Origin of the sequence: Brenneria uluponensis, from assembly GCF_032395385.1 — a bacterium.
Lineage (GTDB): Bacteria > Pseudomonadota > Gammaproteobacteria > Enterobacterales > Enterobacteriaceae > Prodigiosinella > Prodigiosinella aquatilis.
The window spans coordinates 3,100,825-3,121,842 of the sequence record NZ_CP135917.1 but is presented as its reverse complement, the minus strand read 5'-3'; the positions used below and the strand labels follow the sequence as shown (position 1 = coordinate 3,121,842).

17 protein-coding genes are annotated in these 21,018 nt (G+C 49.6%); 7 read left to right on the top strand and 10 right to left on the bottom strand.

Going from position 1 to position 21,018, the window contains the following annotated elements; all coding sequences use genetic code 11:
• Nucleotides 1-117 precede the first annotated feature (117 nt).
• Nucleotides 118-657 (top strand): class IV adenylate cyclase, encoded by a 540-nt coding sequence (gene cyaB / locus RS889_RS14625; protein ID WP_315707795.1) that lies wholly within the window; start codon nucleotides 118-120, stop codon nucleotides 655-657.
• Nucleotides 658-742: 85 nt separating this feature from the next.
• Here cyaB and RS889_RS14620 read toward each other — a convergent pair whose 3' ends face one another.
• Complete coding sequence (locus RS889_RS14620) at nucleotides 743-1,423, bottom strand: epoxyqueuosine reductase QueH (RefSeq protein WP_315707794.1); 681 nt, start codon at nucleotides 1,421-1,423, stop codon at nucleotides 743-745.
• Between the two features lie 324 nt (nucleotides 1,424-1,747).
• Here RS889_RS14620 and pbpG point away from each other — a divergent pair, with 324 nt between their 5' ends.
• Nucleotides 1,748-2,710 carry a D-alanyl-D-alanine endopeptidase gene (pbpG, locus tag RS889_RS14615; protein ID WP_315707793.1) on the top strand — a complete coding sequence of 321 codons (963 nt, stop codon included), beginning with the start codon at nucleotides 1,748-1,750 and terminating at the stop codon, nucleotides 2,708-2,710.
• A 200-nt stretch (nucleotides 2,711-2,910) separates the two neighbouring features.
• On the opposite strand, the gene RS889_RS14610 is transcribed toward pbpG, so the two are convergent.
• Both RS889_RS14610 and RS889_RS14605 read right to left on the bottom strand, forming a co-directional pair.
• Nucleotides 2,911-3,597 carry a glutathione S-transferase family protein gene (locus RS889_RS14610; RefSeq protein ID WP_315707792.1) on the bottom strand — a complete coding sequence of 229 codons (687 nt, stop codon included), beginning with the start codon at nucleotides 3,595-3,597 and terminating at the stop codon, nucleotides 2,911-2,913.
• A gap of 112 nt (nucleotides 3,598-3,709) precedes the next feature.
• The gene (locus RS889_RS14605; protein ID WP_315707791.1) at nucleotides 3,710-4,486 is read right to left on the bottom strand and encodes a DeoR/GlpR family DNA-binding transcription regulator; all 777 of its coding nucleotides are present in this window, start codon (nucleotides 4,484-4,486) and stop codon (nucleotides 3,710-3,712) included.
• A gap of 484 nt (nucleotides 4,487-4,970) precedes the next feature.
• Between RS889_RS14605 and RS889_RS14600 the strand changes: the two genes are divergently transcribed.
• Together RS889_RS14600 and bglX are read left to right on the top strand one after the other, a co-directional pair.
• Nucleotides 4,971-6,311 carry an aspartate aminotransferase family protein gene (locus RS889_RS14600; protein WP_315707790.1) on the top strand — a complete coding sequence of 447 codons (1,341 nt, stop codon included), beginning with the start codon at nucleotides 4,971-4,973 and terminating at the stop codon, nucleotides 6,309-6,311.
• 381 nt (nucleotides 6,312-6,692) lie between these two features.
• On the top strand, nucleotides 6,693-9,002 hold the full coding sequence (bglX, locus tag RS889_RS14595; RefSeq protein WP_315707789.1) for a beta-glucosidase BglX: 2,310 nt from the start codon (nucleotides 6,693-6,695) through the stop codon (nucleotides 9,000-9,002).
• Between the two features lie 165 nt (nucleotides 9,003-9,167).
• Here bglX and RS889_RS14590 read toward each other — a convergent pair whose 3' ends face one another.
• A complete protein-coding gene (locus RS889_RS14590) occupies nucleotides 9,168-9,275 on the bottom strand; it encodes a hypothetical protein (protein ID WP_021015433.1) in 108 nt (35 codons plus the stop codon).
• A 200-nt stretch (nucleotides 9,276-9,475) separates the two neighbouring features.
• Between RS889_RS14590 and dinG the strand changes: the two genes are divergently transcribed.
• On the top strand, nucleotides 9,476-11,596 hold the full coding sequence (gene dinG, locus RS889_RS14585; RefSeq protein WP_315707788.1) for an ATP-dependent DNA helicase DinG: 2,121 nt from the start codon (nucleotides 9,476-9,478) through the stop codon (nucleotides 11,594-11,596).
• Nucleotides 11,597-11,662: 66 nt separating this feature from the next.
• Here dinG and RS889_RS14580 read toward each other — a convergent pair whose 3' ends face one another.
• Entirely contained in the window at nucleotides 11,663-13,141 is a 1,479-nt protein-coding gene (locus RS889_RS14580) for a SulP family inorganic anion transporter (protein WP_315707787.1), read from the bottom strand.
• Nucleotides 13,142-13,433: 292 nt separating this feature from the next.
• Between RS889_RS14580 and ybiB the strand changes: the two genes are divergently transcribed.
• Both ybiB and RS889_RS14570 read left to right on the top strand, forming a co-directional pair.
• The gene (gene ybiB / locus RS889_RS14575; protein ID WP_315707786.1) at nucleotides 13,434-14,399 is read left to right on the top strand and encodes a DNA-binding protein YbiB; all 966 of its coding nucleotides are present in this window, start codon (nucleotides 13,434-13,436) and stop codon (nucleotides 14,397-14,399) included.
• A gap of 45 nt (nucleotides 14,400-14,444) precedes the next feature.
• Nucleotides 14,445-16,313: a M3 family metallopeptidase gene (locus RS889_RS14570; RefSeq protein WP_315707785.1), complete on the top strand. Its 1,869-nt coding sequence runs from the start codon at nucleotides 14,445-14,447 to the stop codon at nucleotides 16,311-16,313.
• A 98-nt stretch (nucleotides 16,314-16,411) separates the two neighbouring features.
• On the opposite strand, the gene glnQ is transcribed toward RS889_RS14570, so the two are convergent.
• The 5 genes from glnQ to rhtA all read right to left on the bottom strand — a co-directional run bounded on the left by glnQ (nucleotide 16,412) and on the right by rhtA (nucleotide 20,916).
• Nucleotides 16,412-17,134: a glutamine ABC transporter ATP-binding protein GlnQ gene (gene glnQ, locus RS889_RS14565; RefSeq protein WP_021015438.1), complete on the bottom strand. Its 723-nt coding sequence runs from the start codon at nucleotides 17,132-17,134 to the stop codon at nucleotides 16,412-16,414.
• Nucleotides 17,131-17,790, bottom strand: a complete 660-nt coding sequence (gene glnP, locus RS889_RS14560) for a glutamine ABC transporter permease GlnP (RefSeq protein ID WP_021015439.1) — start codon at nucleotides 17,788-17,790, stop codon at nucleotides 17,131-17,133. Before glnP ends, glnQ begins: the two co-directional genes overlap by 4 nt.
• Before the next feature lie 26 nt (nucleotides 17,791-17,816).
• Nucleotides 17,817-18,560 (bottom strand): glutamine ABC transporter substrate-binding protein GlnH, encoded by a 744-nt coding sequence (gene glnH, locus RS889_RS14555; protein ID WP_315707784.1) that lies wholly within the window; start codon nucleotides 18,558-18,560, stop codon nucleotides 17,817-17,819.
• A 391-nt stretch (nucleotides 18,561-18,951) separates the two neighbouring features.
• Entirely contained in the window at nucleotides 18,952-19,455 is a 504-nt protein-coding gene (gene dps, locus RS889_RS14550) for a DNA starvation/stationary phase protection protein Dps (protein WP_315707783.1), read from the bottom strand.
• A gap of 582 nt (nucleotides 19,456-20,037) precedes the next feature.
• Complete coding sequence (rhtA, locus tag RS889_RS14545) at nucleotides 20,038-20,916, bottom strand: threonine/homoserine exporter RhtA (RefSeq protein WP_315707782.1); 879 nt, start codon at nucleotides 20,914-20,916, stop codon at nucleotides 20,038-20,040.
• Nucleotides 20,917-21,018 lie beyond the last annotated feature (102 nt).

The window sequence follows — 21,018 nt, the reverse complement described above, 5'->3', positions numbered from 1 at the left end:
GTGCCTGGAAAAATATATTATTATTTCTGTTTTAGTTGGCACATTAAAAATGACCGTTCGATCCTTTTCCCTGGTGGTTTGTAGTATCAGATCGATAGTTAATAGTGGAGAGTGAAAGTGACTGAGTATTACAGAGGGAAATATGAAGTTGACGTGAAGTTTCGCATTCAGGAAATTGGGACTTTTCGTGAGAGTTTATTTAGCCAACACCCTGAATCTTATGTTTTTGAAAATAAAGAGTATGATATTTATTATGATTCTGAAGAAAATAAACTTCAGCAGCAAAATATCAGTATGGTCCTGCGTCGTATGGCACCATCGGGAATTAAGCTATGGATTGTCAAGGGGCCACGTACCGGGTTGAGCGAAGCAGTTAATGTCGAGTCTTTTGAAATAACTGACAGTATCCTGAGAACATTAGGTTACAAACCGATTTTTGAGCTCAATAAAAACCGTAGTATTTATTTCCTGGATACATTCAATATTACAATAGATTATATAGAACCACTGGGTCACTATGTGAAAATATCTTGTATGGCCGAAGATGATTCTGCATTGGATGTTCTTGGAGAAAAATGCCAAGACTGTGCATTACGGTTGGGTTTATTGCTGGATAATATGGAACATCGGTCTTATCGACAATTGCTTGGCTATTGATTTTGCGATATAAAACAAGGCTGTTCTGTATAGAACAGCCTTGTTTTAGCATCAAACGACGTTTGTTCTTTTGGTATTATGTTTATCAGGATGATGTTGAATCATCACCATAATACCGTTCCCCAATGCGAATAATATCCCGGCCCTGAGATTTTCGATGCTTATTTGTGTCGCGTAATGAATAAATACAACCACAATATTCTTGCTGATAAAATTGCTCTCGTTTACTAATTTCAATCATCCGGGTTGAACCACCTTGTTTACGCCAGTTATAATCCCAATACACCATTCCTGGATATTTCCGGGTGGCGTTCATCCCGCAGGTATTGATCTGTTGCATGTTTTTCCAGCGCGAAATTCCCAATGAGCTGGCGATAGCGCTAAAGCCATGTTCATGTGCGTAAAGCGCGGTACGCTCAAGACGCATATCAAAACACATGGTACAGCGGATCCCCCGTTCCGGTTCCCACTCCATACCTGTCGCCCGCGCAAACCAGTTATCGGTATCGTAGTCCGCATCGACAAAAGGCACGCTATACTTTTTGGCAAAACGGATATTTTCTTCTTTGCGAATCAGATACTCTCGTTGTGGATGGATATTGGGGTTATAGAAAAAAATGGTGTAATCAATACCTGAAGCCGCCAGCGCTTCCATCACTTCTCCTGAACAAGGCGCACAGCAGGAATGAAGCAGCAATTTGTCAGCCGTGCCTGGTAGTGTTAATAACGGTCGTTGAACGTTTGACGCGTTTTTTTCATTGGGCATAAATATTATCCATTGTTAAGCAAAAACGAGCTTTGTTGCGACAAATTATTAACCAGAGTTGATGTGTTTACAATGCGGTGCCCCCAAGGGCGTTAACGATGCAGGAATGCCTCTTACGGTGCTACAACAGGAAAGCGGATCCGGGATGGCGTGAGTAACCGGGGACAGACCGATTTTTATGGTTGGGTAATCAGTTTTTCAACGTCAGTCAAACTTTGTCACAAAGCTTTATGGTTACTTCGAGTGCACCGAGGGAATGGGTCAATTATAATGCCGCGTTCTCTCCTTTTTAATTTAACAGTTTACTGTTTAAGTTGTTGAATAATGAACAAAAAATTTAAATATCCCTGTGTGGGACTCGTGCTTCTTTCTTCGCCATTTTTGCTGCTTCCCGCTGCGATGGCGAAACAACATATTGTGCAGCATACTGCTACCCATCAGGAGATTGCCTCCGGCAGTGCCATGGTGGTGGATTTGAGTAACAACAAGGTGCTGTATTCCAGTAATCCTGATGTCGTGGTACCCATTGCGTCTCTCACCAAACTGATGACGGCATTGGTAGTGCTGGATGCCAATCAGCCGTTGGATGAGCTTCTTTCCGTGAATATAAGCCAGACGAAAGAGATGAAAGGCGTGTATTCCCGTGTGCGTCTTGGTAGTGAAATCAGCCGTCATGATATGTTGCTGTTGGCGCTGATGTCTTCTGAAAACCGTGCAGCGGCCAGTTTGGCATATCATTATCGTGGCGGTTATCAGGCTTTTATTGCGGCCATGAATGCCAAAGCCAAAGCATTGGGAATGACTCACACGCATTATGTAGAACCGACGGGGCTGTCGATCAATAACGTTTCCACTGCCCGGGATTTGACCAAGCTGCTGATTGCCTCCCGACAGTACCCACTACTGAGTCAACTGAGTACCACTCACGAAAAAATGGAGACGTTTTCTCATCCGACTTATACCTTGCCGTTTCGCAATACCAACCATCTGGTTTATCGGTCTGACTGGGATATCCAGCTGACGAAGACCGGGTTTACCAATCAAGCAGGTCATTGTTTGGCAATGCGTACGGTAATCAACCATCGTCCGGTATCACTGGTGGTACTAGATGCGTATGGAAAATATACGCATTTCGCGGATGCCAATCGTCTGCGTAACTGGCTGGAAACCGGGAAGGTCAGTGCTGTGCCGGCAGCTGCGCTGAGTTATAAAAGGGAGAGAGCCCTGGCGTCGCGTGAGTCTCATGACGCAGAAACAATCGACATGGCGTTAACCGCGACAAAGTAAAACTCCGACATTAGAGAAATACCACGTTTGTATAAGCCGGTATTATTCGCGGGAAGCCTGACGGGAATGTGGCCCCCGCAGTACTACCGGTTACGTTTCCACTCCGAGCCGTAGCGACGGCCTCTGCATACCTTTATGCCTCGAGGCATGTCGCCATCGCGCAAGCTTGCTTTTAAGAAGCAATTTACCCGCCCACCGCGTTATATCGGAACCCTGAGATCTAGCGTGATATCCCCAAAACGGGTGATTTCTTCTTCATGAGTCGCTTCCCTCCAGGGCTCTGACAATGCCTGCTCCATCCAGACACGCATGGCTGGATGTCCCAGCATATGGCGGTAGTAATTTTCCACCTCCGGTTCCAGTGGCAGACTGTAGGTCTGGATGCGGAATACCACCGGCGCGAAAAACGCATCGACCGCACTGAATTGTTTGCCCGCCAGGAATGGACCGCCAAAGCGGGAGAGCCCTTCTTTCCACAGCGTATTCAGGCGTGTCAGGTCATTTTCCAGTTCAGGCGTGATGTCATGTAGTTTGATCCGCACGCCGCAACTCATCGAGCACTGGTTGCGTATGGCATTAAACCCGGAATGAATTTCTGCCGCTGCACAACGTGCCCAGGTGCGGGCCGCGGCGTCAGTCGGCCAGACGCCTGGATGATGTTCGGCCAGATATTCGATAATCGCCAGTGAGTCCCACACCGTGGTATCACCATCAATTAAGCAAGGCACTTTACCGGTGGGTGAAAAGGTTTTGAAGGCAGGTTGTGTAAGCCCGGGAGAAAAAGGAGCCAATTTTTCTTCAAAGGGAACTTCCAACGCTTTGAGCATGATCCAGGGTCGTAGTGACCATGATGAATAGTTCTTGTTTGCAATATACAACTGGTACATCTCTTATTCTCCTTTTGTTATCCATACCTTATCTTTAGCACGAAAAATGTCAGCTGACATCCCGACCGTGGGGATAACCACGGTGTCAGCGTCCATTCGTTTATAACGGTGTTCACGCCAGAATGACATGTCCGCAGGCAACCTGTAGTAATTCCCAGTCGCTGCTATCGGTGGCGGCTTCATCGCTAATAATCATGTCGATATCGCTTATAGGGGCGTAAATAATACGACTGGTAACGCCAATCTTGCTGTGATCGGCCAGAATAATCCGTGTTTTGGCATGATGCGCCATCGCCCCTGCAACCTCAGCCTCATGGTGGGCAAAACTACTGGCGCCGGACTGACTGGCAATGCCGACGGGGGACAGTAACGCGACATCGGCGCGATAGCGCTGAATTTCACTGACGGTCAGTGCACCGCTGGTTGCCTGCATTGACGGGCCCATATGCCCGCCGAGCAAAATAACGTCATGGCGCAACAGTTTGTCTGAGTCGACCGCACTTAAGGTAAGCGCAATGTTCAGACTGTTGGTGATAATTGTCATGCCGGGCATCGACAGTAATTCATCAGCCAGCAGCGATGTCGTACTGCCTGCATCAATGAAGAGGGTTTGTCCAGCCCGTAATTGTTGTACCGCAGCGCGGGCAATGGCGTGTTTTTCTTTGGCGCGCACAGCATTACGTATGGCAAGCGGGGGTTCTGGCGAGCTATCTGTAGCCACGATACCGCCATGAACCCGCCGCAGTCCGCCTTGGGCTTCCAGTTTAAGAATATCCCGTCGTACCGTTTCTCTGGAAACGCCAAGATGCTGAATAATTTGCTCCGTACTGACCCGGTTTAACGTGGACAGCAAGGCGCGGATACGGTGTAGACGGGTTTCTTCTAGCATGAGTCTCACTCTTGGAATGAAATCTTCGAAGCTTGCATTATCGTGTGTAACAGATAACAAACCTCGTTAGGGTCAGGTTTATTGGTGTTCTGTTTCTTGATGTCCCTGGGTGTCCCAGTGTCATTATACCGGCAAGTTCAACGATGATGGGTGGATAAATTATTGCATAAATGTGTATTTTTGTGCTTATTACTTGACGATGGCATTGATATTTTCGGCTTAGAGGTCAATATTAGATCTTATTTTAAGTTAAAAAACAATAAGTTGAATTTTTTTGTTGCGTCATGAGTATTTTAGTTTGAGTGTGTAAATTAGGTTTATTGTGGGTTTTTTTGGCAGATTATTAGTGCTTATTTTTGTATTTGTGTATTTTATTGTTTTTGTTGTATGGTGATAGGCAGTACTGCCACTCGGGCATATACCCGATAACCCGCTGGCAGAACCCATCTTGGGTTTTTCATTCATCTTCTAGACAGGAGTCATCATGGCAACACGTTCAACCATTATGGATACCAACAGCTTTCGAGCCGAACATGCCGATGCGTTGAGTCAGGATGTTCGTAAACTTACTGATAAACGTAGTCGGGTGCTGGGAGACTCCTATCGCCTGTTTTATCGTAACCCCGTGCATCTGGTGCGAGGAGAAGGGCAGTATTTGTGGGATGCTGCTGGCGATAAATATTTGGATGTGTATAACAACGTGGCCAGTATCGGACACTGCCATCCTGCCGTTATCGCCGCAGTGCACCAACAGATGAGCCAGCTCAATACGCATACCCGTTATCTGCATGAACGTATCCTGGATTACACCGAGGATTTACTGACGACGGTACCAGCGGAAATTACCAAAGCGATGTACATGTGTACCGGGTCGGAAGCTAACGACCTGGCTATTCGTGTCGCCCGCGCCTATAGCGGTGGTACGGGAATCATTGTCAGTCAGGAAGCCTACCACGGGACCAGTGAGCTGACATCAGGTGCTTCACCGGCGTTGGGCAGCGGTCAGCCGTTGGCGGCAACAACCCGGCTGGTTCCGGCCCCGGATCGTTATCGGGTCGATGCTCCTGACCTCGGCATCTGGTTTGCTAACGAAATTCAAAAGCAGATTGATGACATGGCGGCACACGGTATTAAATTTGCCGGCTTTCTGGCCGACTCCATTTTTTCATCAGATGGCGTACTGCCAGCACCGATAGGTTATTTGCAGCCGGCTGTCGATGTGGTGCACGCTAATGGCGGTATTTTCATCGCTGACGAAGTGCAACCTGGTTTCGCCCGGACCGGGGACGCTTTCTGGGGTTTTGCCCGCCACGGCATCGTGCCGGACATCATCACGATGGGAAAACCGATGGGTAACGGTATTCCCGTCTCAGCACTGTTGGCCAGACCGGACGTACTGGCGGCGTTCAGTGATGAGATTCCTTATTTCAATACGTTCGGGGGGAACCCGGTGTCGATTGCTGCCGCACAGGCGGTGTTACAGGTTATCCGAGAAGAGAAATTGCAGGCGCACAGCAAAAACGTCGGGGAAAAACTACGTCGCGAACTGGCACTGTTGGCACAACGGCACTCGAGTGTCGGGGATGTGCGTGGTGCCGGGTTGTTCATCGGTTTTGAACTGGTCAGCGACCGTGATGCAAAAACACCAAACAAAGCGTTGGCGCTGGATGTGATTGAACGTTTGCGAACCGATCATGTGCTGACATCAGTTGCCGGACCGTATGGTAACGTATTGAAGCTGCGCCCACCGCTGGCGTTTCAGGAGCAGGATATTGACTGGCTGGTCGGTTCGCTGGATAAGGCGTTGACTGCTACTGCATTATAGTGTGTTCTGCCAATTAGCCACTCTCCTGTGCCCGGCCGGACAAGGCCGGGTGCTTGCCTCCACCATCACGTCATACTGCTATCGGCCCTGCTAATAATATCCTGCTCGTAATGTGGCGTGGTGTCACTTCACCCGATGATCATGGTCATCTGTGCAGCAACTCGCATAATTCTTTCACTTTTAAGTCAATTTTTTGTCTGAAAATCATTATCATGATGTGCGATGTATTCTGTGGTACATCACAACAATGGCGTGTGGAGGGTGAATACTCTTCTTGCCACTTCAGGGTTATGGCACATTAACTGACCTGTCCCACCAACTTTTATGCCGTGTTTTGGTGATATCGCCAGAAACAAGGGATTGATTGAGTACGAAAAAATAATGAAATGGCTTACTTCACTGACGATTGTAATCGGGCTTGCCGGTAATGTTGTTGCTGCCCAACCGTTGGTCGCAACACCACCTGCGGTGATGTCAACTTCGCATCAGCAACGCGATGCTTTTGTAACCGATCTGCTGAAAAAAATGACGCTGGAAGAAAAAATCGGCCAGTTGCGGTTAATCAGCGTGGGAGCGGATAACCCGAAGGCAGCCATTCGTGAAATGATTCGACACGGGCAAGTGGGTGGCATCTTTAATACTGTCACTCGCCACGATATCCGGCAGATGCAGGATCAGGCTATGCAGCTCAGTCGCCTGAAGATTCCACTGTTTTTTGCTTATGACGTAGTACATGGTCAGCGTACCATTTTCCCTATCGCGCTGGGGTTGGCCTCTTCCTGGGATATGGATGCTATCGCGCTGACTGGGCGTACAGCAGCCTATGAGGCGACTGAAGATGGTCTGAACATGACCTGGGCGCCGATGGTGGATATTACCCGTGACCCACGCTGGGGGCGAGTATCCGAAGGCTTTGGCGAGGATACCTGGCTGACCAGTGAAATTGCCCGTGTGATGGTGAAAGCCTTTCAGGGCGACGATCTTACGGGCCGGCACTCCCTGATGACCAGTGTTAAACATTACGCCCTGTATGGCGCAGTCGAAGGTGGTCGCGACTATAACACGGTGGACATGAGCTTGCAGCGCATGTTCCAGGATTATATGCCGCCGTATAAGGCTGCGATTGATGCGGGGAGTGGCGGGGTCATGATCGCACTCAACTCCATCAATGGCGTACCGGCTACCTCCAATCGCTGGCTGATGAAAGATGTACTACGCGATCAGTGGCATTTTAACGGCGTCACTATCAGCGATCATGGCGCCATCAAAGAACTGATTAAACACGGGGTGGCGGCGGATGCGCGCGATGCCTCGCGTATTGCCATTACGTCCGGTATCGATATGAGCATGAGCGATGAATATTTTGGTCGCTACTTGCCGGGATTGGTAAAAAGCGGTGCGGTAAGCGAAAAGGATGTCGAAGCGGCCTGTCGGAAGGTGCTGAATATGAAATACGATATGGGGTTGTTTCAGAACCCATATCGCCACCTTGGGCCAGTAGGTTCTGACCCGGTGGATACTAATGCGGAAAGCCGTCTGCATCGTCTGGCAGCGCGGGAAGTCGCGCGCGAAAGTCTGGTCTTGCTGAAAAACCGGCTTAATATTCTGCCGCTGAAAAAAACCGGTACGATTGCGGTGATAGGGCCGTTGGCGGACAGTAAACGCGACATCATGGGTAGCTGGTCGGCAGCTGGCGTTGCCCGACAGTCGGTAACGGTATATCAGGGGATTAAAAACGCCGTAGGCGATAAGGCCCATATTCTGTATGCCAAAGGTGCCAACATCAGTAATCATAAAGGGATTATTGATTTCCTGAATCAGTATGAACCTGCGGTGACGGTAGATCGCCGCACGCCCCAGGCGATGATTGAAGAAGCGGTGAGCGTGGCCAGACAGTCTGATATCGTGGTTGCGGTAGTGGGTGAGGCGCAAGGCATGGCGCATGAAGCCTCCAGCCGTTCCAATATTACTATCCCTGATAGTCAGGAAGCATTAATCACCGCGTTGAAAGCAACGGGTAAACCCCTGGTGCTGGTGCTGATGAATGGACGTCCTCTGGCGCTGGTACGAGAAAATCAGCAGGCAAACGCATTGCTGGAAACCTGGTTCAGCGGGACGGAAGGCGGGAACGCGATTGCCGATGTGTTGTTTGGCGACTACAACCCTTCCGGCAGACTGCCGATATCCTTTCCGCGTTCTGTAGGGCAGATTCCGATTTACTATAATCACCTGCCAACCGGACGTCCTTATACGCCGGAGAATCCGGGTAAGTACACCTCGCATTATTATGATGAAGCCAATGGCCCGCTCTATCCATTTGGATATGGCCTGAGTTACACCACGTTTGACGTGTCGGCAATCCGGCTTTCCAGCCCGATCATGAAACGTGACGGAACATTAACCGCGTCAGTGACAGTAAAAAATACCGGTAAACGCGCAGGAGAAACCGTCATCCAGCTGTATTTACATGATGTGGTGGCTTCAGTTAGCCGTCCGGTAAAAGAACTGAAAGGATTTCAACGGGTGATGCTGCAACCGGGAGAAGAAAAAACCGTCAGCTTTACACTCTCGCCTAAAGACTTGATGTTCTATAACGCGAAAATGCAGCATGTTGTGGAGCCGGGCCGATTTGATGTCATGATTGGCGTGGATTCAGAACGGGTGAAAACACAGCACTTTACCTTGCTTTAACACCTTACCTTGCATTAACACCTTTCTTGGCGTTAATGCCTTCATCAATTCCGTTTCCTGACCACCGTGATGGGGTCGGGAAACGCCATCAGGGAATGATGGTACAGGGGCAATAGCGGTTGAATAGTTTTTCCCCTCAGACACGAGTCTGCCGTTATCGTATGGTCAGTTGCTGTGAACAATAATGATATAACCCACCAGCATGACGCCACCAATACCACTCAATGCACACAGGGCAAATAGCCCGATCATACCCAGCTTGCTTAAACTCATCAGGTTATCCTTTTGTTAATTCCTCTGGATTATAAAGCCTTCCGCTGGTGATACAAGTAAACTGCCGCTGCCGGTTTCTTGAATTCGTATCATCCACGGTGGTCAAGACGTGGTGTAAACCTGCGCTTCCATAACGAAAGTGGCGTATTACCTGCCGTCTGTGGGACAATGCCTGCTGAATTAACTGATATTGAGCAGGCATGGCCCTTTCCCCCGCGTTAAAACTGCAGATCGGCCAATGGTATAAGGCATTGCAGCAGCAAATTCCGGATTTTGTTTCCCGTACTCCACAGCGACAGATGATAGCTGAAGTGGCTAAAGCGCTGGCGGGCGATTATCCGCGCCATTTAGTCATCGAAGCGCCGACTGGGGTGGGGAAAACCCTGTCATACCTGATTCCAGGCATCGCGGTCGGTCGGTCTGAACTGAAAACGCTGGTGGTCAGTACGGCCAATGTCGCACTACAGGATCAGCTTTTTAGCAAGGATTTACCGCTGCTGAAGTCGTTCATTCCCGACTTGAAATTTACGGCGGCGTTTGGTCGGGGACGCTATATCTGTCCACGTAATCTGGCGGTCATGGCGACGGATGTCGATGCACAAGGGGATTTAACCCTGTTTCTGGATGATGAACGGGTTCCTTCCAGTCGCGAAGAGCAGGCCATCTGCACAAAACTGGCAAAAGCCTTGCAGAGTCATACCTGGGACGGACTTCGGGATCATTATCAGGCATCAATAACCGATGGACTGTGGGCCAGGCTCAGCACCGATAAGGCGAACTGTCTGGGGCGTAACTGTCACTATTTCCGCGAATGCCCATTTTTTATCGCCCGGCGTGAGATTGAAGAGGCTGATGTGGTCGTCACCAATCATGCCTTGGTGATGGCGGCGATGGAAAGTGATTCGGTGTTGCCCAGCGCCAAAAATCTGTTACTGGTATTGGATGAAGGACATCACGTGCCTGATGTTGCCCGGGATGCATTAGAGGTATCCGCTGATATTACCCACAGTGTGACTCAGTACCAGTTGGAACAGCTGGTGCAACAAATGGGTATCTGCATGGCACAGTTTGCTCCGAAATCGCCGCCTCGGTTGGCCAACGCCGAACGGCTGTTAGCGCATTGTGGTGAAGTGCGGGAACGGATGCAGATATTTGAGCAGATGTGCGTGTCGTTCCTGCCCGTTGACGCCGTATCGGCGGATTATCGTTTCCCGATGGGAAAATTGCCGGAAGAAATGAGTGATGTCTGCTCCCGCCTGTTCAAGCTGACCGACAGTCTGCGCGGACTGGCGGAGTATATGCTCAATGATCTGGGCGAAAAAACCGGCCAGCACGATATAGTGCGATTACACCACACCATGTTGCGGATGAGCCGGATCCTGAATTATCTGGAAACGGTGAGTAAATTATGGCGTCTGGCGGCGCTGGAGCAATCTTCCAATGCGCCGGTTTCCAAGTGGATTGTCCGCGAGATGTGGGACGGCCAGCCGCATCTTTATCTGCATTGTGCTGGGATCCGTGTTTGCGACCAGCTTGACCGATTACTGTGGCGCAATCTTTCTCATGTTGTGATGACTTCGGCGACGCTGCGCTCACTGAACAGTTTTACCCGTTTGAAAGAGCTGTCGGGGCTGAGTGAAGAAGATGGGGATACGTTTATTGCCCTGGATTCGCCGTTTAATCACCGTGAGCAAGGTCGGTTAGTGATCCCTAAAATGCGCTATGAGCCACTGATGGCGTGCGAAGCACAACATATTGCTGAAATGGCACGTTTTTTTCGCTCGGAACTTCAGAAAAATACCCATAAAGGCATGCTAATGCTGTTTGCCAGCCAGCGTGCTATGCAACTGTTTCTGACACAAGTGACCGATTTGCGGTTAATGCTGCTGGTGCAGGGCGACCAGCCTCGCTATCGATTGGTGGAACTGCATCGCCAGCGGGTAGAAGAGGGGCAAACCAGCGTGCTGGTCGGCCTACAATCTTTTGCGGAAGGGCTGGATCTGAAAGGTGAGCTGTTAACGCAAGTGCATATTCACAAGATAGCCTTTCCGCCGATTGACAGTCCGGTGATCCTGACAGAAGGCGAATGGCTGAAAAGCCTGAAACGCCACCCGTTTGTGGTTCAGAGCCTGCCGAGTGCGTCGTTCAGGCTGATCCAGCAGGTGGGACGGTTGATCCGCAGTCATGACTGTTTCGGCGAAATAGTGATCTACGATCGCCGTCTGCTGACTAAAAGCTATGGGGCACAATTACTGGCGGCGTTGCCGGTATTTCCAATTGAACAGCGCGATATGCCGGAAGAGGGTAAAGCCGATACATAAACAGGCTACCCGTTGACTGGCAGCCCGTTGTATCTGAAAAGACGACGTACTTAGTCGTGATGCCCGTTAATGTTCTTCCAGCAGTTTCGTCGCGTCGATGGGTTTGTCATGAATGGCAAATTTATCGACAATCGTAGCACTGGCGGTGTTTAATCCGGTGACGTCAACCTGCTTGCCCAGGCGTCTGAATTTCATGACCACTTTATCCAGTGCGCTGACGGATGTGATGTCCCAACAGTGTGCATGATGCAAATCGATAACGATGTGATTAATGCTGTCATTAAAATCAAAGCTATTGGCAAATCGTTCGGCTGAAGCAAAGAACAACTGCCCTTTAACCTGATAATGCCGGGTATTTTCTGAAACAACGCTGTCTACCAGCATAAACTGAGCCACTTTGTTGGCAAAATTAATCCCCGCAATCAATACACCGACCAGAACGCCGTAGGCTAGATTATGGGTTGTCACGACAACCGTGACGGTGGTCAGCATCACCACGCTGGTGGAAACCGGATGCGTCCGCAGGTCACGGATGGAGCGCCAGGAAAAGGTGCTGATGGATACCATGATCATGACGGCAACCAGTGCAGCCATCGGAATGTGGGATACCCAGTCGCGCAGAAACATGACCAGACACAGCAGGAAGACACCGGCGGTCAGCGTCGAGAGGCGTCCACGGCCACCGGATTTAATATTAATCACCGACTGACCAATCATGGCGCAACCCGCCATTCCGCCCATCAGTGACGTCACCATGTTGGCAATCCCCTGAGCTTTGCATTCCCGGTTTTTATCGCTGGGTGTGTCGGTCATCTCATCAACGATGGTGGATGTCATCATCGATTCCAGTAATCCGACCGCGGCCAACCCTGCGGAATAAGGGAAAATCACCGCCAATGTGTGCAGGTTTACCGGGATGTCCGGCAGGGCGAAAACCGGCAGTGTATCCGGTAGCTGGCCCATATCGCCCACGGTTCGAATATCCAGCCCCAGGCTGAGTGACAGGATCGTCAACACGATAATACAAACCAGCGGAGATGGGATGCTACGGGTGATAAAGGGGAAGAGATAAATAATGGCGAGTCCCAGCGCTGTCATGGCATAAACCGGCCAGCCAACATGCGTCAGTTCAGGTAGCTGCGCCATGAAAATCAGGATAGCCAGTGCGTTCACAAACCCGACAATCACCGAATGAGAGACGAAACGCATCAGACTGCCCAGCTTCAGATAACCGGCCAGAACTTGCAGCATACCCGCCAGCAGCGTCGCGGCAAACAGGTATTCCAACCCATGTTCTTTCACCAGCGTGACCATCAGCAGCGCCATGGCGCCGGTAGCGGAAGAAATCATGCCGGGACGGCCACCAATGAACGCGATCACGATAGTGATGCAGAACGCGGCATATAGCCCGATTTTAGGGTCGACACCAGCAATAATGGAAAAGGCAATGGATTCTGGAATCAACGCCAGAGCAACAACGATACCCGCCAGGATATCGCCACGGATATTGCCAAGCCAGTCCTGGCGGTTTGAAGACAACAACATAGTCATAAGGCCTTGTTGGTTAATAAAGCGATTATCAATACACCGACTGGTCTGTCGGTTGACGCCGATTCATCGGCGACAGGCGCATGTTGCGCAGAAAATGGTTACGTGTGGGCGTACAGTTTGTAAAAAAGGATGGATCAGCGTGGCGAAATACGCATAAAAGATAAATCGTTAATCGGTTGTTATTAATGCGCGGGCGATAATAATGGCTTTGGTGACACGGATCAAACAAAAACATGGTATTTTCGCAGTTAGCCGATTGACTACCGTATTAGTGATGAGACGCATCATGGATTTCACTAAAATTATCAAAGAAGTCGGGCGCGGCAAACAGCACGCCCGGGATATAGACCAGACTACCGCCTACGAACTTTACCGTGAGATGCTCAACGATCAGGTTCCTGAACTGGTGTTGGGGGGATTATTGATCGCGTTTCGTATCAAGGGGGAGTCAGACGCCGAGATGCGTGGTTTTTATCAGGCAATGTGTGAGCAGACTCTGCATTTGAACCCTCCCGCGCAGCGCTTACCACCCATCGTGATTCCCAGCTATAACGGCGCGCGCAAACAGGCCTGTCTGACGCCATTGCTGGCGTTACTACTATCAAAGCTCGGTTTCCCGGTGCTGATCCACGGCGTTAGTGAGGATCCTACCCGGGTGACCAGTGCGGAAATTCTGCATGAGTTGGGGGTGATGCCGGTAAAGGACAACATAGAGGCGCAGAAGCGGCTGGACAGTGGGAAGCCCGTGTTTATGCCGGTATCCGTCCTGTGTCCGCCGATGGAACGGCAACTGAATTTCCGCTGGCGGATGGGGGTGCGAAACAGTGCGCATACGCTGGCGAAAATAGCGACTCCGTTTGCCGAAGGGGCGGCGCTTCGGTTAGCCAGTGTGTCTCATCCGGAATATGTGACACGGGTTGCCTCATTTTTTCAGAATATGGGTGGACGGGCGTTGTTGATGCACGGTACGGAAGGGGAAGTCTACGCCCATCCCGAGCGTTGTCCGGAGATACATTTTATCCATCAGCAGCAACAGGTACTGCAATTGCGGCAGGATATCGTGGTGGCTGCCGATGCGCTGCCCGCCACAAAAGACGCCGAGACGACAGCCCGCTGGACGGCACAATGCCTGGCGGGGGAACAGGCCATACCGCAGGCAATTCGTCTACAACTGGCTTGTTGCCTGGTGGCAAGCGGGGTCGCATCCACGATGGAGCAGGCCGCCTCCGCCATCAGAAAGCAACTGGGCTGAAGGTGAATATTTCCCTCAGCGGCAAAAATAAGAGAAGGATCAGTCATGCAACAGGTAGTGGATTATTTCAATGCGTTGAACCGCGACTATCTTGCGGTGCACCAGACTAAAGAAGATCTGTTCTGGCAATACTATATGGGAACCGGCAACGACGATGTGGCGGCTCGTTTTGCCGAGGCGGAAAGTGCCTACAAGCGTTTTATCTCACAACCACAGCAATTGGCGACATTGCGTGCGCATATTGCCACGCTGGAGGCGGCACCGCATACCGTGGATAACGCAGCGTTGTTACACGGCTTACGCGGTTGGTATCGTTTTTTCGATTGTAATGTGATTGAAGATCCTCAGGCACAATCCCTGCTGGATGAACTTATCTCAGCGGAAAATACGCTGTATTCCCAACGTAAAACCTATGAGATGACCCATCTGAATGAAGAAGGTGAGCGGGTTGAGGCTTCATTGGGCGAGTTGCTAACCAATCAGGCCACCAATGATAACGAAGCTTCCCGGCGTAGTTCACAGCAGGCATTACGCGATCTGGAGCAGTGGTTATTACAGCATGGATTTTTAACGTTGGTCAGCCTGCGTAATCGTTTCGCACGTCAGATGGGCTATCGTAATTACTTCGATTACAAGGTCAATAAGACCGAGCGTATGACGCCGGAGCAACTCTTTGCCATTCTGGACCGCTTTGAAGCGCAAACCCGTGACGCCAATCTGCGTAGTCTGCGTCAACTGTCGGCGGAAAACGGGGAAGACGCATTACAACCCTGGAATGTCCGTTATGCCAGTTCAGGGGATGTAACCCGCCAGCTTGATCCTTACTTCCCGTTTGCCGCATCACTTGAACGTTGGGTAAACAGTTTCAAACGTCTGCACATCGGTTTTAACGGCGCCGACATGCAGCTCGATCTGCTGGTGCGCAAGGGCAAATATGAAAACGGGTTTATGCACGAACCAGTGCCACCGTTTATTCAGCAAGGACACTGGGTGCCAGCGCGTATCAATTTTACCAGTCTGGCGAAACCAGACCAGATCGGCAGTGGGGCGAATGGCATCAATACGTTATTTCACGAAGGCGGTCATGCGGCGCATTTTGCCAATATTCGCCAGAATGCCCCCTGCTTTTCCCAAGAGTTTCCACCAACGTCGATGGCGTATGCCGAGACACAATCAATGTTTTGCGACAGCTTATTGCAGGATGCTGACTGGTTGAAGCGCTACGCCACCAATGTTGAAGGCGATGTGATTCCCGATGCGCTAATTCAGGCGGATATCCGCACTCGCCAACCCATGCGAGCGTTTAATGAGCGGCATATTTTGCTGGTGCCCTATTTTGAATGGCAGCTCTATTCCTGGGATGATGACCAGGTCACACCGCAGGCCGTTACCGAGCTGGCGCGGGATACGGAACGGCGTATTTTGGGCATCGACGGCAGCCCACGCCCTACGCTGGCGATCCCGCATTTGCTGTCAATGGAGTCCGCCTGTTCGTATCAGGGATACTTGCTGGCATTGATGGCCGTTGAACAGACGCGCCATTTCTTCCTGCAACGCGATGGTTACCTGACGGACAATCCACTAATTGGTCCGGATCTGGCGCAACATTACTGGAACCCGGGTAACAGTGTCAGCCATGACGACACCCTACGTAGCCTGACCGGTGAGGGATTTAACCCGGATTATCTGGCGACGGTCTGTAACCAGACAGTGGATGACGTCTGGCAAGCGGCTGAAGCGACTATCACCGCGGCGGCAAAACGTCCTCAGCCAGCAGCGGACTTTAATTTGAATGCCAGAATTCGGGTGGTGGATGGTGAGCGGGTACTGGCAGATAATCTGCATGGCGATGACGTGATGTGCCGTGATTTTGCCGAGGTGATACAACAGGAATATCCGGCTACGGCGGAATAAAAGTATCTGTGCTGTAGCGATATCTTAAGATCAGAATGTTAAGCCGAAAGCGAAATATCCCCGCAGGAGCGCGGGGATATCGAGGAGGAAGAATGTGGTCAGGAAACGTGCTGCAGGAATTCACGCAGACGGTCGCTGGGTGGGTTGGCGACCAGCGTCTCCGGGTCACCATCTTCAGCAACACGACCTTTATCAATGAAGATCAAGCGTGACGCCACTTTCTGGGCAAAGCCCACTTCGTGCGTCACAATAACCATGGTCATCCCTTCCTCGGCCAGATCTTTCATTACCGTCAGCACTTCATGACGCAATTCCGGGTCCAGCGCGGATGTTGGTTCATCGAACAGCATCAGCTTGGGCTTCACCGCCAACGCACGGGCAATCGCCACTCGTTGTTGCTGACCGCCGGAAAGTTCAGATGGATAGTGATGTGCGCGTTCGGACAGCCCGACTTTAGCCAGCAATTCGAGGGCCGACCTTTTAGCTTCTTCCTTGCTGGCTCCCCGCACCCGGATGGGCCCAAACGCTACATTTTCCAGCGCCGTCAGGTGTGGGAACAGATAAAACTGCTGAAATACCATGCCCGCTTCCTGACGGATCAGGCGTTCATCCACGTGAGGATCATTGACGTGCAAACCATCTACAATCAAGTCACCGCTGGTGATCTCTTCCAGCTTGTTGATACAGCGTAACAGCGTGGATTTACCGGAACCTGACGGCCCAATGATCACGACCACTTCACCCTGGTCAATTTTCAGATCGATATCGTGCAGAACTTTTGTCTGACCAAAGTGTTTGGAAACATTTTTAAATTCAATCATATAATTTTAAGTTTTCTTTCCAGACGTCGCAGAATAAAGCTCAGTGTCAGTGTGATGATCAAGTAAATCACTGCTACCGCACTCCAGATTTCCAGGGCTCGGAAATTACCGGCGATGATTTCCTGCCCTTCACGGGTCAGTTCCGCCACACCGATAACAATAAACAGCGAAGTATCCTTGATGCTGATAATCCATTGATTACCCAAGGGCGGTAACATGCGGCGCAACGCCAGCGGGGCGATGACGTGGCGCAGTGTGTCGCGGCGGGACAAGCCTAACGCCAGACCCGCTTCGCTGAAGCCTTTATGGATCGACAGCACAGAACCACGGGTGATTTCCGCAATATAGGCTCCCGAGTTAATCATGATGGTCACCACCGCGGCAGAAAATGGGTCGATGCGGATAGACGTCAGAATCATCGGCAATGCGAAATAGATGAACATGACCTGAACAACAATCGGCGTACCGCGGATAATTTCGATAAATACCAGCGCGATATGGCTGGACACTCTACCGCCGTAGACGCGGGCAAATCCCGCAAGCACACCAATAACCAGCCCGCCGAACAGACCCAGCACTGAAATCAGCAGGGTCATTTTTGCCCCCTCCAGCAAGAGGGGAATCGACGGCCAGATGACACTCCAATCAAACTGCATTAAATTTCTCCAGCAACAAACGGTGATTATTTAGGTTCTACGCCAAACCATTTTTTATAGATGGCCGCATAAGTACCATTTTCACGCAGGGTTTTCAGCGCACCGTTTACTTTTTCACGCAGATCGCTGCCTTTCGGGAAGGCAATGCCGTACTGTTGTGCCTTAATGGAGTCGCCTACCGCTTTAAACTTACCATTACCGGCAGTTTTGATGAAATACAGGATGTTAGGGGTATCATGCAGCACCGCGTCAGCACGATGGGTGGCTAATTCCAGATAGGCGTTATCGATGTTCGGGAACTGGCGTAGATCTTTGGTTTTGATATTGGCCTTGGCATAATCCACCGAGCCGGTGCCGCTTTTCACTGCCAGAATTTTACCATTCAGGTCTTTTTCGCCTTTAATGTCATGATTATCGGCGCTAACCATCACCATCAAACCACTGTTGTAATAACCGTCCGAGAAATCAACGGCTTGCTTGCGATTTTCCGTAATAGTGATACCCGCCAGGGCAAGATCGATATTACGGGTTTGTAGTGCTGGGATGATGCCACTGAAATCCATCGGTTTTAGGGTGTAACTCAGGTTCAGTTGTTTGGCAATGGCATCCCAAAGATCGATATCAAAACCAACATATTTATCGCCCTGTTTAAACTCAAACGGTACAAACGCAGTATCGGTTGCAACGATCAGTGTTTTATCTACTGCCTGACTGGAAAGGCTAAAGGCCAGCGCGAGGGCGGCAATTGAAGCTTTGAGTAGTGATTTCATCAACATCCTTCCTATTGGTTGTAAGAGCCCCGATTTTATAGGTTGCATCACTCCAGCCGCAGAGCGCGGACACGGTGGTGAACATCTGGGGTTAGTGGTCAAAGATGGTGTTTAACCTGATTGTTTTTATCGCGTGCCAAGATAATAAGCTGGAGGAAACGTCTGCCATCATAAATACCTATGTATCGCGCTGCTATGATTAACTAAATTGTAGTGGGGAAACAACCGTTGATTTGCGTTACATCGCAATATTGTGGGTAAAAGCTAATTTTTTGTACATAAAGGCTGGCAGGATAAAGGGTTAACCTAGCTAAAAGTAGGTTTTTCTGACGTTTGAATAAGTGTTGTCCAACGGCAGATGACCGTTGGGCAATGATTTATTTTAGGATAGTTATTCAATGTTCGCTTCGATAAACCACAAGAACTTATCCAAATCGCGAGACGCAGCGGTCAGCATATCGGCAGTATCCTCATCTTTCGCTTTACTGATAGCTTTACGGACGTCGTTAGCGACGACGGCATAGCGTTCTGCCAGCGCTTTCAAATGCTCCTGCACGCTGTGGATATCAGTCGGATAGCTCTTCAGGGCGGTTTTTTCATGAATCACCTGTACTGTGCCGGTAGCTATACCACCGATCTGTACCACACGTTCTGCGAAAGTATCCAGGTGGATGATAATAGCATCGCGGAAGGTATCGATCATTTCATGTACAGCGATGAAATTGGCACCACGCATATTCCAGTGAGCCTGTTTGGTGATCAGTGACAGATCGATAAAGTCTATCACCAGTTGGTTTAACAGTTTGATGGTTGAGGCTTTAACGTCATCGTCCAGATCATTCCGGGTGTAAACGAATTCTGAAGGGGCGGATTTTACCAGTTTAGCTGTACGCATAATTGTTACCCTCTTGATTTTATTAACTGCCAGTTCAATTTCAACTGGCTCTGATTGTTCATAATTCTGCTGTTCAACATGGTTAATTATAGCAACTCTGCCAGTGTTGTTCGCAAAGAATCACCTATTATACAAATAGTCTGTGGCATTATTTTTTCTTCCACATGAATTTGATTTTTATCATGTAACACGAAGGACTGACATCCAGCAGGATATTTTTTCACATGACTAAACGTTGTGTTATAATTTATCATTATTAACAATGAGTTAATTGCTATTCTTGCTATTACCCGTCATTGTCTTATTTGTGGCTTATTGTTCTATATTACATTTATATGGTGAGGTGACACGATGACATGCTGAGATAGATTGACAAGAGCAATAATGGAATAAATAAATTAACAGGTGATGCCAAATAACATTAATCCATTTTTTATATTGATGCAAAAATAATTGCATCACGACATATTCAGCTTATTTATTAGTCTCAATATCTGAATGTTAAGTTCATTTTTTTATCTGAAAGGGCAGATATTGAGGTTTCCCTATAGTCTTGTGTTATAGGGAAATCTATTGGTTATTTCAACTCTCCCTGGCCCGATTCGGTTTTTTTATTGTCAGCGTGGTACCTAATGAAGCTATGATGATAAACAGTAACGCTATCCACTGGGTCAGGATGAGATGTTCTCCCAGAAACAGAATGCCGGAGAGAGCGGCAATCGCAGGTTCCATGCTCATTAATGTACTGAATGTTCGTGCCGGCAGACGTGTCAAGGCTATCATTTCCAGCGAATAAGGCAGTGCCGTGGAGAGGATCGCCACCCCGATTCCCATAGGCAAGACCGAGAAAGAAAACAAGTTGGCATCGGAAAAAAATATACCCAGTGGACAAAAAACCAGCGCAGAAATTAAGGCTCCGATAGCGACACTACCCGCACCGTGGTTATTACCGGCTTTTTGTCCAAACAGAATATAAAATGCCCAGCAGGCTCCGGCACCGATGGCATAGGCGGCCCCACGGGGAGATATGCTGCCCAGATTTTGCCCCAGAGGCAATAACAACCATAATCCGGCAATCGCCAGTATGACCCACAGAAAGTCGAAGAGTCGTCGGGAAGAGAAAATAGCGACGGTAAGGGGACCGGTAAATTCCAGTGCTACGACAATACCGAGTGGAACAGTGCGCAGGGAAAGATAAAATAAATAGTTCATTCCCCCTAGTGTGATACCGTAAACGAGTAGTGGCAGACGGTTAGAGCCAAAGTGCATTCGCCAGGGTTTAAAGATGACAGCAAGAATCAACGCCCCAAACCCCAGGCGCAATGCGGTCACACCCGATACCCCAACAAGTGGGAAAAGGCTTTTAGCCAGAGCAGCCCCGCTCTGAATGGATAGCATAGAGATAAAAATCAGCAATACAGGGAGTAAAACGGAAGTTCGCAGGGTGGGGAATAAGGTCATCCATGGGGCCTTAATAGTGAGCAATTAATAAAAACCGGGCTTTACATAAATAAACAAGTTATTCAGATCTAGTTTACTCTTGTTGACCTTAATTTACTCTCT